The sequence below is a fragment of the Streptomyces sp. NPDC046308 genome (genome assembly GCF_055588065.1).
Window position 1 is genome coordinate 1 of the sequence record NZ_JBVJFB010000016.1, and the last position, 11,596, is coordinate 11,596.

The 11,596-nt window shown below is 70.1% G+C and carries 11 protein-coding genes and 2 pseudogenes; 5 read left to right on the forward strand and 8 right to left on the reverse strand.

Annotation, left to right across the window (positions count from 1 at the left end; genetic code table 11):
• On the reverse strand, window positions 1-107 hold a 107-nt coding region (locus ACZ6JT_RS35100; RefSeq protein WP_469216273.1), incomplete at its 3' end, for a CsbD family protein.
• Window positions 108-389: 282 nt separating this feature from the next.
• On the opposite strand from ACZ6JT_RS35100, the gene ACZ6JT_RS35105 reads away from it, so the two are divergent.
• Window positions 390-551, forward strand: a complete 162-nt coding sequence (locus ACZ6JT_RS35105) for a hydrophobic protein (RefSeq protein WP_469216256.1) — start codon at window positions 390-392, stop codon at window positions 549-551.
• Window positions 552-1,701: 1,150 nt separating this feature from the next.
• Here ACZ6JT_RS35105 and ACZ6JT_RS35110 read toward each other — a convergent pair.
• The 3 genes and pseudogenes from ACZ6JT_RS35110 to ACZ6JT_RS35120 form a co-directional block, all read right to left on the reverse strand.
• Complete coding sequence (locus tag ACZ6JT_RS35110; RefSeq protein ID WP_469216257.1) at window positions 1,702-2,262, reverse strand: RNA polymerase sigma factor; 561 nt, start codon at window positions 2,260-2,262, stop codon at window positions 1,702-1,704.
• The gene (locus tag ACZ6JT_RS35115; RefSeq protein WP_469216259.1) at window positions 2,252-2,680 is read right to left on the reverse strand and encodes a hypothetical protein; all 429 of its coding nucleotides are present in this window, start codon (window positions 2,678-2,680) and stop codon (window positions 2,252-2,254) included. Before ACZ6JT_RS35115 ends, ACZ6JT_RS35110 begins: the two co-directional genes overlap by 11 nt.
• Before the next feature lie 1,168 nt (window positions 2,681-3,848).
• Window positions 3,849-4,094: pseudogene (locus tag ACZ6JT_RS35120) on the reverse strand (WhiB family transcriptional regulator); the annotation flags it as partial.
• 660 nt (window positions 4,095-4,754) lie between these two features.
• Between ACZ6JT_RS35120 and ACZ6JT_RS35125 the strand changes: the two are divergent.
• Entirely contained in the window at window positions 4,755-5,039 is a 285-nt protein-coding gene (locus ACZ6JT_RS35125) for a hypothetical protein (RefSeq protein ID WP_469216261.1), read from the forward strand.
• Window positions 5,040-5,048: 9 nt separating this feature from the next.
• On the forward strand, window positions 5,049-5,825 hold the full coding sequence (locus ACZ6JT_RS35130; RefSeq protein WP_469216262.1) for a helix-turn-helix domain-containing protein: 777 nt from the start codon (window positions 5,049-5,051) through the stop codon (window positions 5,823-5,825).
• A gap of 195 nt (window positions 5,826-6,020) precedes the next feature.
• Here the strand turns inward: ACZ6JT_RS35130 and ACZ6JT_RS35135 are convergent, their stop codons facing one another.
• On the reverse strand, window positions 6,021-6,308 hold the full coding sequence (locus ACZ6JT_RS35135; RefSeq protein WP_469216264.1) for a helicase associated domain-containing protein: 288 nt from the start codon (window positions 6,306-6,308) through the stop codon (window positions 6,021-6,023).
• A 124-nt stretch (window positions 6,309-6,432) separates the two neighbouring features.
• Window positions 6,433-6,600, reverse strand: a pseudogene (locus ACZ6JT_RS35140) (helicase associated domain-containing protein); the annotation flags it as partial.
• A 371-nt stretch (window positions 6,601-6,971) separates the two neighbouring features.
• Here ACZ6JT_RS35140 and ACZ6JT_RS35145 point away from each other — a divergent pair.
• Complete coding sequence (locus tag ACZ6JT_RS35145) at window positions 6,972-8,525, forward strand: helix-turn-helix domain-containing protein (protein ID WP_469216266.1); 1,554 nt, start codon at window positions 6,972-6,974, stop codon at window positions 8,523-8,525.
• A complete protein-coding gene (locus ACZ6JT_RS35150; RefSeq protein ID WP_469216267.1) occupies window positions 8,525-9,121 on the forward strand; it encodes a hypothetical protein in 597 nt (198 codons plus the stop codon). The genes ACZ6JT_RS35145 and ACZ6JT_RS35150 overlap by 1 nt, the downstream gene beginning before the upstream one ends.
• Before the next feature lie 156 nt (window positions 9,122-9,277).
• Here the strand turns inward: ACZ6JT_RS35150 and ACZ6JT_RS35155 are convergent, their stop codons facing one another.
• Window positions 9,278-9,502 (reverse strand): hypothetical protein, encoded by a 225-nt coding sequence (locus ACZ6JT_RS35155; RefSeq protein ID WP_469216269.1) that lies wholly within the window; start codon window positions 9,500-9,502, stop codon window positions 9,278-9,280.
• A 398-nt stretch (window positions 9,503-9,900) separates the two neighbouring features.
• The gene (locus ACZ6JT_RS35160) at window positions 9,901-10,680 is read right to left on the reverse strand and encodes a hypothetical protein (RefSeq protein WP_469216271.1); all 780 of its coding nucleotides are present in this window, start codon (window positions 10,678-10,680) and stop codon (window positions 9,901-9,903) included.
• Window positions 10,681-11,596: the final 916 nt, after the last annotated feature.

Here is an 11,596-nt window from a genome sequence, read left to right on the forward strand (position 1 = left end):
TGGCCGTCGGCGGTCATCCGCTCGTTGCCGGTCATGCGGCCGAGGGCTTCCTTGGCCTTGCCCTTGGCCTGCTCGGCGTGGGCCTTGGTCTTCTCGGTGCCCGACATGGGGACCTCCTCGTGTAGTACCGGGTTGGTCGTGACGACTCGCCTGCTCACGATCCCGGGGCCCAAACCCCCGTATCGGTCTGCCGATGTCGGACCCCATCCGCCGGCCCCGACGGGCGCCCCATCGGGGCGTGCTCAGGGGCGCGCCGGATCGTGGCGGCGAAGTCACGGCGGAGGAGCCGGGCGGGCACGTTTGCCCGCCTGCGTGGATAAGAAACACATAAAGATCATGTGCATGGGTGCCGGTCGGTCGGGCACTCGGTGGGTCGGAGGTTGATAACTATGGTTCCCCTGCTTCTTGTTCTCCTGCTCGTCCTGATCCTTTTCGGTGCCGGTTTCGCGGTGGAGATCCTGTGGTGGGTCGCGCTCGCGGTCCTGGTGCTGTGGCTGATCGGTTTCGTGGCCCGTCCGAAGAACAGCAGCGGCCGCTGGTACCGCTGGTAGCAGGCGCCCGAGCACTGCACGGCCGGTGGGCCCACCCCGTGACGGGTGGGCTCACCGGCATGCCCGCGGCCGAACGGCAGGCTGCACACCGCGGACGCGCGGCGGGGCGGAAACCGGGTGAGGTGAGCGGTTCGGGGTATCCGGCCTGTGCCGGGGCGGCCGCTGTGCTGCAGCAGGGGACCTGCTCGCCTCCCATCACGCCGGCCGCCCCAGCTCGCCGGTTCCGAACGCAGACCCCGGCGACGTCGCCACCCGGGTCTCGGGCTGTGGCTGCCGCGGTCGCCCGCGGCGACCAGGGCGTGGCCTCGCGGTCACGGACGGGTTCGCCGACCAGGCCCATGGCTCCTCAGCAACCAGCCTGCTGAACGCGGTCTTCGGCAAGGCTTACGCCGCGGCCCTGCGCGGCGACCACCCCACCGCCCGCCGGCTCCTCGCCGAGGGCCGCCGCATCTTCGACCGGGCCGGGTCGTACGAGCAGACCTCCGACTACGCCGTCCCGCACTGGCGCGTCAACGTGTTCACGTCCCTGCTCGCCGCCCGCCTCGGCGACGAGACCACGGCCGTGGCCGCCCAGGACGCCGCGGCCGCGGAGCTCCCGAGGTCCGGGTCTTCCGGCTGCACGTCGGTTTCGGCCGACGGCTCTTCGGCCGTGTCCATTCGATGGAACCCCGGCCCCGCCCGGGTCGCCGGGCCGGTTGCTGCGCCCCGGCTCCGGCCGCGGATGCGGATCCTGGTCCACGGGCAACAGGCTCCGGGCAGGGCTGCGGGCGCGGCCGGTGAGCGGGCGGGCCCTGGGGCGGTACGCCGGAGCCCCCGGCGGCTGCCGGGGGCCCGGGGTATGTCTTACGTCTTGTTCAGTGCGGGTCCGGTGGCCGTTGCCGGTGTTTGCCTTGTCGGGGGGACCTGGCTGTCGGCGGCGGGTGATCGTGCCGTCGTGTGGTGCCGTTCGCTGCCGGGGCTGCGTTGGGTGGTGTGGTGGCGGGGTAGGTACGGGCCCGTCGGGGTGCGGTCTGGCCATCAGGGGCTGCGACGGGGCCGCTCCCCGGCCACTTCGTTGCCCGGACCGGATGTCTGGTGGCTGGTGTGGGTGTCCAAGTTGATCGGGCGGGTGGCCCCCTCGGTGACGGAGGCCAGCCGCCCGTGCTCGGGATTAGTCCTGGGCTGCGATTAGGAGGTGGCGGAGGGCGATCCTGGCGTGACGGCGGTGGGAGCGGACGGCGTCGGTGGTGATGTTGAGGGCGGCGGCGATGTCGGTGTCGTGCAGGCCTTCGAGCTGGAGGCCGACGACCTGGGCCTGGCGGGGAGCGAGGCGCCTAAGGGTCTGAAGAGCCTGGGCTGCTTCGAGGGCTGCTTCGAGGTGGGCTGCGGGGCTGGGCTCGTGGCCGAGGACGGTGTCGAGGTGGGCGGAGGTGAGGGGGACGGAGCGTCGTTGGAAGAGCCGGCGGGCGTGGTTGAAAGCGATTTTGTGGACGTAGGCGCGCGGAAACTCGAGGGCACTGACGTGTTGCCAGTTCCGGAGGACCGTGAGGAAGGCGTGTTGGGCGATGTCCTCGGCGTCGACGCCGTCGACGATGTTCGGGCCGAAGGCGGCACGGATCTTGGCGGCCACGTAGGGCCAGTGGGCGGCGTAGAAGGCGTGGAAGTCGCGGAGTTCTGCGGGGTCGGGGTCCTGGGGCCGGCTGTCGGTGGGGAGGTGTTCGTCAGATGACACGGCTGCCTCCGGTGCCGGTGGGCTCTGCCGTCGGCCCCGGGGTGACGGCCGGTGCGGCGGTGGCGGTGGCCGGGGGCACGGCGGGTGACGGGGTGGCCAGGGCGAGGCGGGCGGCGCGGCGGGTGGCGAAGAACCTGAGGACGAGGGCGATCGCGCTGATCACGATCCAGACGATGGTCAGGAGCGGCTGGTAGGTCTTGGCGAGCGCGGGGAGCGCTTCGCCCCAGTACCACCAGGTTGTGCCGGTGACGGCGAGCACGGCGATGATGGCGCACGCCGCGGCGAGGATGATGTGGTCCTGCACCCAGTGGTCGGCGCGGGTTAAGGCGCGGCGGGTGCCGGCCGGCGTCTGCTTGATCCGGCGGACGGCTGCGCGCGCGAGGTTGCGGGTGCCGGTCAGGATGTCCGAGAGACCCATGGGGGTCCTCCTTCGGGGCCGAGACCATCGACCTCCGGTGTTGCCGGGCTACGCGAGCAGCCCGGCAACACCGGGTTGGAAGAGACCGGGGCTCGTGCGCTCTCGCCAAAGGGTTCACGAATTCCCGGTCCTGCATGGTCTGTTGAGTTGTACAGATAAGTGAAGCAGAAGTTCACTCTGCGTCATATCGTCCGGGGGTACTACACGTATCCACCGTTCTCAGGGCCGCCTGGGGGCCTCACCGTGGTGGCTGAGGGCACCCGGTGCCGGACGTATGCGGCACCCTGGCGGAAACATGCAGGTCAGCTGGTGGTGGCGGACAACGACAGGGATCACGTTCGCGGACTCCAACGACAGGCGGCTGCCACGGGTTCCCGATCCCGCCCGGTTCCTCCGCCGCACTTCCGGCGAACACATATACGGAGGCGCTGGGCTGACGGATCGTCCGGCACCGTCCGCCGTGCGCGGCACGCCTTCCGCGTGCTGCCGAGCGCATCGTCATCGCCTCACGGACTTCCGCACGGCCGCCGGAGGCCGCGGCCGGAGTCGCCGCCGCGGGGGATGCCCGGCGGCCGGGCAGGAGCGCGCGGTGCTGTCGGCTGCGCACCCCTCTTCTCTCTTTCGTCGGCGATCCCGCGGCTCCGCCGGCCGCCCCGCCAGGACGCGACACCTTCCGAGTCCCGACCGTCCTTGCCGCAGCCGGATGTGAACCAGAGGCTCCCGGCGAGCCGGCTGCCGGCCGACCTCCACCCCCTGTGCCGGGACGTTACGGATCCGATCGGGAAGCAAGAGGAAGCAAGGGCATGTGATGCACGTCACATCAAAGGGCTTGCACAAAATGCGCCCCTCCAGCCTTTGGTAGTCATGAAGCGGGATGGCCCCTCGAGGTCGTTGTTCGCTTCAGGGGGCGGATGCAAGGGCCCAGGGCCTCAAGGCAGCCGCCGACCCAGCCCGGGAGCAGTCGCCGAGTTGGAAGACGATCCAGTGAGCCCCGCTCTCGCCAAAGAACTAGGGACACCGGATCGCTGCATGCAGGACGACGAGGTCCCGAACATCATCTGGTGTTCGGGGCTTTGTCATGCCCGGACACCGTGCCTTCAGCCGGCGGAAGGCCGCCGGCGTGCGGCGGGCGTCCCTTTCCCGGCCCGCGGGCCCGGCCGACCGCCTGTCAGGCGGTCCATTCCAGCGCCTTGTCGACGACCTCTTCCTGGTGCGGCTGTGTGTGAACGACTCCTGTGCTGCGCTCGTACGCGGTGCGGGCCGTTTTCAGCAGCCGCCGCCACGAGGTGACCGAGGGCCTTCGCCGCAGCAGGGCGCGCCGTTCGCGTTCGGTCATCCCACCCCAGACGCCGAACTCGACCTTGTTGTCGAGGGCGTCGGCGAGGCACTCGGTGCGGACAGGGCAACTGGTGCAGAGGCAACAGCCACGGGGTACGGCGGCTCCGTAAATCGTTTTGCGGAGGGGCGGGGTGCGTCCGCGCCGCGAAACGCCGACAGGGCCGGCCCGGTGTGTGCGGGTCGGCCCTGTCGTGTGAGGCACTCGCGCGCCAACGCGGTGCTCTCTTTGTCCCTGCTGCGGAGTCACCTACTTCAGGGGTCCGCCGGTTTCCCGACGATGTGATGCCACCGTGCCCTCTTTGACTACACGGAGACAACTTCCGCTTGGACGCGTGTGGACGAATGAGGCCGGGAGCCGCACTGCACGGGCGTTGCTCGGGGGGCCGCCGGCCCCCGGCGCGGGGGGAGTCTGCGGGGGGCGGTGCCGATTGGAGGCGTTTACGCAGTTCAGGGCACCGCTGACGAACCGTCAACAAAGTGGCACTGTGTCAGGTACACCGATGGACGAATCAATGGACATATCCGGCTTATGGGATCCTCGGTGGGGGAACCGAGCTTCGCGTTCCGATCACGTTCTGCCATGCTTGTGACCCCGGGAAAAGCGACGCCAATCGCCCCTGGGAAAGCGCCACTTGGCGCGGAGTCACCAATGACGGGAGGGTGCTGTCCCGCGCCCTCCCGTCCCTCGACTACTTCAGGGGCGCCCCCTGCCCGGCGTCCCGGACAAGGACGTGTCATGGGAGTACAGCAGGAGCCTGCCCGCCCGGACGGACGGCAGCCCGGCGGCCAGCACCGGACCCCCGGCCTGACGATGCCGCAGGCAATCGTGATCAGCGTGGTGTTGGCGGTGGTGTTCGTCCCGGCCGTGCTGCTGAGCCTGCGCGGGATGCCGATGGGCGACGTCTTCCAGCTGCTGGGCGGTGCGGGCGCGATCGGTGCAGCCCTGATCATCGCGGTGATGCCGGGCAGCCGCGGCGCCCTCACGGCAGTGGCCAGGGCCGCTCTTCAGGCCGGCCGGTAGGGGCGGGTCATGGGACGTCGTGAACTCCCCGTCGACTACACCATCCGGGCCCGCGGCGAGCTGGCCGCAGCGCTGCGCACGCTGCGGGCCCAGTCCGGCCTGACCTACGACGAACTCGCCGCCCGAACCGGGCTGTCGGCGGCGACGCTCAAGCGGGCGTCCTCGGGCCGCACGGTGCCGTCCTGGAAGACGCTCACCGCGGCCTGCGGCGGCGCCCCGCATGGCGAGATCGTGGGGCTGTGGAGGTCCGCCCGGGCAGCCGACCGCGGCCGCCTGAAGAACCTGCGCCGCCCCCCTGCGCCCGAGCTGATCACCACGCCCGGACAGCTCAGCGAAGCACTGGAGTACTTCTACGAGAAGGCCGGTGCGCCCTCGCTGCGCTGGCTCCAGGAACGGGCGGGCGGCGCGCACTTGCTGCCGGTCAGCTCGGCCGCGCGGATCGTCACCAGGCAGGCACTGCCGGCCAGCCGCCAGCAGTGCGTCGCCTTCCTGACCGCCCTTGAGGTAGTGCCGGGCGTGGTGCGGCGCCTGGCCGACACCTACGACCGGGTCACGGCACACCCCGACTCCTGGCGCGCAATGGCCGATATGGAGGCGGCACGGGTTCTCGCGGCCGCCTCCTCCGACACCACGGACCGCCGCCAGGGCCTCCGCCTGGCCGACCTGCGCAACGATGCCGGCCAAACCAGCATCCGGCGGGGAGAGGCGTTCCTGCGGCAGATCCTCGCCGAGCCTATGCGAGTAGGCCGTGACAGCCCCCGCGAGTCGCACCCGCGGGCGGCCTGACCACCCCTCCCACGGTCTTCTACCGCGCCCATCGATGCCGAGGTCGGCCAGCGCCCGCAGCTGCGCGGCATCCAGCCTGTCGCGGCGCTGGCGCTGGTTGGCACAGCCATGCTCCAGTGCGATGCTCGGCCCCATTCGGCAGCCTCTCGACCGCCCCGCGGCCGGGAAGGCTGCCTTCGCGGGCGAGGTACTGCGTCAGGGCCTGGATGCCCGCCTGGAAGGCCGCTGCGCCGCGCCCGGCCCCTGGGCCGTCTTGGCCGTCGCGGGCGCCTGGCGGGTCCGTACAACCCGCGCCGGCTTCACCCCGAGCGCGCCGAGCCGGGCCTGCTGCTCCTCGCTCAGCCGCGCCCAGCCCAGCCGTTGCGTGGCCAGCCACCGGCCGATGTCCTCGCCGTGCCGGGTCACCCCGGGCACGACCGCTGTCAGGCGGGTGCCTTCGCCCAGGAGCTGGGCGAGGTAGGCGTAGTGCCGCTGCCAGTCCACCGTCCACCCCAGCGCCCCCGGGTTCCAGCCGGGGTCGATCGCGGCCAGCTGAGTAGGCCCGTGCCGCGCCGAGGTTCTCTTCGAAGCCGGCGTCGGCGGTGTCCCACACGATCCCCAGCCCCTCCAGCTTTGCCGCGCGCTCGCCGGTCATGGTCCCGGCCCGGTACGCCCGCCGCTGGTCCGACAGCCACCTGCCGAGCGGGAACTTCCCCGCCAGAGGGGTGGGAGCGGAACGGGTGGCGGGCGCGGTCGTTGTACCGGGTGGGACGCACACCGCCCCCGGGAACTCCATCCGTTCCCCCACGGGTCAACCAGGGGCGGGCCCCGGTCCTGGCCACCCGTCCGCGCACCGCGTCCGCGGCAGGTGGTCAGGACCGCTCCCGCAGAACCGGGCGAGGTGGGCCGCGGCTAGGGTCTGGCTCAGCCCGTGCCGATATGGCGTGCTCGGGTGAGGCCCGGGGCCCAGACGCGCTCTGGGGGCAGCAGTACCCCCGGGCCGCCCCACCCCTTCCCCGGCGCCGGCCCGCCGCACTCTCTCCGCACCGTCCCGCCGTAGACACGGCATGACGGCAAGACGGTGTTGCTCCACATCTCCCCAAGATCACGCAGTCAATCCGCGCATTCCTCATGCGTTAAGCGCATCAGGAGCGGTAGAATTGCATCATGGTGATGGGTACCGAAGAACTGCTCAGACTCACCGTTGCCGCGCTTATGGCGCGTACGGGTGAGCGTCAGAACGTCGTCGCCGATGCCCTCGGCCTGTCGCAGGCGCAGGTCTCGCGCAAACAGTCGGCGCGTCAGCACTGGTCGCTGGATGACGTCGACGGCCTGGCCGCCCACTACGGCCTGCACCCCCTCGATCTCCTGGCTGGCCCGACGCACGCCGTCGGTGTCCTGCACGGCTCCATCCCGCCCCTGCGCCCCCTCGACGTCCTCGCCCCGCCGGTGGAGCTCCCGCGCGGCCGCGCCCAGCAGCTCCCTGTCCAGCGGCCGGTCACGCCCGCGCTGGCGATGGTCCTGCCGTGCGTGCTGTGCGGGCAGCCGTGCACCGACGACGTCGACGGGTTCCCGCAGCACCTGAGCGCCGAGGAGTGCGCGGCCGCCATCGCCGCCGCGGCCCCGGTACCGCCCGCGACCGCCCCGGCCCCCGTACCGCAGCAACCTGCCGCCGCACCCCCGGCACCGGAGCCACAGGCCGAGGCCCGGCCGGCGGCCCCGATCGAGCTGGCGGGCCCGTCGGCCGGGCCGCGGGCGCCCCGGGCGTACGCGTCCGGGTCGCTGGTCGACCAGATCACCGGGCGCGTCCATGCGGCCCTGAAGGAGTGCGATGGGGACCTGGAGGCCGCTCAGGCCGTGCTCTTGAAGTCCGCGATCCCGGACGTGATGACGTTCTTCAAAGCGTCGCGGGTGGGCGGCCGGTACGAGCACTCCGAGTTCCCACCCACCGCCGAGGTCCTGCGCAAGCGCTCCCAGAAGGGCGCGGACGACATTTGGGAGGGCCGGCCGAAGTGGCGCAACCCCCACATCTTCAAGGCCGCCAAGGCCGGTGAAGAGTTCGAGGTGACCGCCCTGGACATGAACGCCGCCTACCTCAGCGCGTTCAAGGCCTGGTTGCCGATCGGCCAGCTCCGCGAGGACACCAGCGGCGTCCACGACCGGAAGAAAGCCGGCGTCCACCTCATCACCCCCGCCGAGTGGGAGCACACCGACCTGCCCAACCCACTGGGCAACCGCATGGAGCCGGGCGAGTTGTGGGTCACCGAATCCACCCTCCGACTGCTCCTCGACTGCGCCCGCGACAACCTCGCCGACGCCCCCACCATTCACCGATCGCTCGTCTCCGGCGGCACCGAAGTCCTGTTGGAAAAACTCCGCCGCGCCCTGGCCGAGGTCCGAAAGGATGCCCTTGCCGAGGGTGACGAACTCACCGTGAACTACGTGAAATCCATGTACTCTAAGCTGGTCTCCACTCTGGGCGAATCCACAGCGAACCGGGATATGCGCCGTCCGGACTGGATGCACATTATGCGCGCGAAAGCCTTCGCGAATCTGTGGATGAAAGCCAACAAAATCCACAAGGCTGGTTTGCAGGTCGTGGAGATCTCCGGCACCGACGAGCTACACGTCATCGGTGACTGGCGGACGGTCTTCTCCGAGGGCCGGGACCTGAACCAGGTGAAGGAAAAGAGCACCTATGTGCTGGGGGGTAAGCGCTGATGGCCGGTTCCGAGGACCTGTGGGCCCGCTGGGGCGACTGGCGCAAGCACGACGCCCGGGGCATGAAGGGCGGCGAGGCGCTGATCCTGGAGCTGAACCGGATCGTGCACTCCTCGGGCATCGTCTCGCCCGTCACCACCCGCCGAGGCCTGGCCGCCCGCCTGCGCTACCTGGACAGCCCCGCCGGCCGCGCCGCGCTCGCCGAACAGGGCGTCACGGCCCGTACGGTGCGCTCCTGGACGCGCGGCAAGGCCAACCCCTCCCCGGCGAGCCGGGAACGGATCGACGCCGCGTACTGGGAGCGCCGGCGGGAAAACCTGATCCGCTCCGGCTGGCTCGTCCGACACCTCGACAACGACGGCCGCGGCCGCCGCATGGAGATCTACCCCGTCGACCAGAGCCACGTCGACGCCAAGTACAGCCGGCCCCTGAGCGACCGCTCGATCACCGTCCGGTACATCTGGCCCGACCTGGTCAGCGCATGGGCGGCCCGGGACGAGGCGACGGTGGACGAGATCTGGGACGACGTCATCAGCGACCTCGACTCCGAATATGCGGCCTACGCATACGTCTCCTCCATCGGCATCGGAGCCTGACCCCAGGGCGGCAATCAGGCCGGCGAGGGCGCTGTACGGCGCCCTCGCCGACCTTCGCGGCGCGGAGATGCTTTCGGGTGGCCTCGGGACTCCCAGGCCGTCAGATCGCCGCACAGGGGATCGCCTGGCCGGCTGCCGGGAGTTGAGACCTGCGTGCTACTCGATGAGGCCGGTCTTGTCGACCAGGACGATCACGAGCGTCGTCGTGGTGACGAACGTCGCGGCCGCCCACGCAATGCGTTCCGCCCCGCTCGCTCCGACGCGGGTGCCCACGATGTAGGCGGCGAGGGCGGCGGCCACCCCGGTCATCACGGCCAGGAGCACGACCAGCACCCTGACCTTCGTGCCGGTGGGGCGCGGCCGGGACACCTCACTGCTCATGTGTTCGATTCCACGGTGTCCAGCCTGCTCTTCGCTGTGTACCGTCATGGAGGGCCCTCCTTGGGTCTGGGGGCCTGCTCGCCACGATCTGCCAAGTTCCGACGAGCAGGCCCCGCCTGTTGTCCGGCCCGGTCGGGCCGAAGCGTCCGCAGTGGCTCCACCCGCCGGGTAGCTCGCGCCTTCGAGCTGCGCCGGCAGGGCAGGCGCAGCTGCCGGTTGAGGCGGCGGCCGGGGGGAGCAGTGCGTGCTCCGCTCGGGAAGCGGAGTGGAAGCGACAGTAGCCCCAGACGCACCGTCACCTGAGCCCTCTCACCAGGACAGTTACCGTCCAGTAGAGAAATCTGCAGCCGTTACGCGTGCGCGGGTCCGCGCGCGTGTAGGCGCGAGTGTGACGCGGCTCACTTCCGGCGGTGTCTGCGGCGGCCCGGAGACTTCAGGCGCAGGCGATTTCCTTCGGGCGGAGGCACGGGCTTCTTCCGTCTGGGCCGCATCCCGTACCGCTGAAGGACAGCCCTCCTCCGCTGTGTTTCGCGCGCGAGCCACCGTGCGTACTCCGCCGGCGACAGCTCCTGGGGCGGCCGATTCGCCTTCCCCCGCCGGACCGAGGCAAGCTCCCGGCGCCGCCGAGTCTGCTCGAGACGGTTACGAACCGCCGTAAACCAGCGCTCAACGGCCTCGAGGTTGTAGGTGGTGATGCTGGCGAACTCCTCCGCAGTGAACTCGACCGCGATGGCCCTTCGCACCACCAGCTTGGCCTTTCTCGCGATCCGGAGCTCGGCTGCAGCCATCGCCCGCTGCCGCTGGCGGATCTTGTCCAGACGGCGCTTGGCCGTCTCGAGGTCCACTGCACGCACCGGTGTCCTGTGTTTGGCCACCCACTTGGACACCGTCGCCGGCTGGTAGCCGGCCGCTGCCGCAGCCTCCTCGTGTGCGAGCCCCGCGGCGACTGCTTCGACTACGCGGGTCCGCACCTCGCGTAACTGGTTCTGGCTAGTCGCTTGGAAGCGTCTGCGACGCCGCTCGATCCGAGTCAGGTAGACCCGGATTTCCTCCACCACCTCCTCACGCGTCTTTCCGTGCAGACGAGGATCGCTGATCATGTACTGCCCCCCTTCGGGGACATCCTGCCAACGCTCGCCCGCCCGCCCAGGGGCAATCCCCAACAAGACTCTGCTCATGACGAGCTCCTGTGCCGTCCGATTCGAGTCAGGCTCGGCGGAGAGACCGCGACGAAGGAGAAGCGACGCCATCAGCACGGCCGCCGCAGCGACGTGCACGGTCGAGCGCGCCGAGGGCTATCTGTGCCGGAACCAGCTCACGATGCATCAGCCATACGAAGAACCCGCAGCGAGCGCGAGGAGCCGCCGAAGTTCAGGAGGACGATTTCCCGGCAGCGCCTCAACGGCAGTCTGGGCGTTGCCGGGGGCCCTGTCGCGTGGTGGTCGCGGCCGTCCTTTTCCTTTCCGATACGACTGTGGCCGCAGCCCCCAATTCACCCGTTTGAGCTTTTGGTATGTGGGCGGTTTTGGCGGGGGGTTGAGGGGTTGTGTTTTTGGTATTCGGGCAGGGGGTGTTTCGGTTTTGGTATTTGACGTTGGGTCGGTTTGTGTGGGTCGGAAATTGGTGATTTCCCTTTTGGTAGCGATCTTTTTGGTGTAGACCACAAGCTGGTGCTGGTCTGGGGGTGTTGTTACGTTGCGTAGCGTGTCGAAGAAGGGGCCGGCGATGTGGACACTACGTGGGACCGTGTGCATACTGCTACTGAGAGGGAGCGCGCAGCGCGAGCGGTAAGACCTCGGCCCCGCAGGGGCCACACCCCGATATTCGGTCCTGAGACACCGTTACAGACAACCTGACATCTCATCAAAAGCCCTCTGACCTGCTACAATTAAGCCGAAGAACCCCGCGGCAGGCCCTCCCTCCGTTGCCAGCTGGCCACCGCGGACCCGCAGTCCCCGAGCAACCGGGACCACCCCGCCGTCACCGCAGGTGATGGCCTATCGGGCCACACTCCCCCCGGCGTCGCGCAGAGACGCAGCCCCCTTGGGAGTGACGCAGTCACTCCGCGTCGTGTCTCCGCAGGAGACCGCGCGC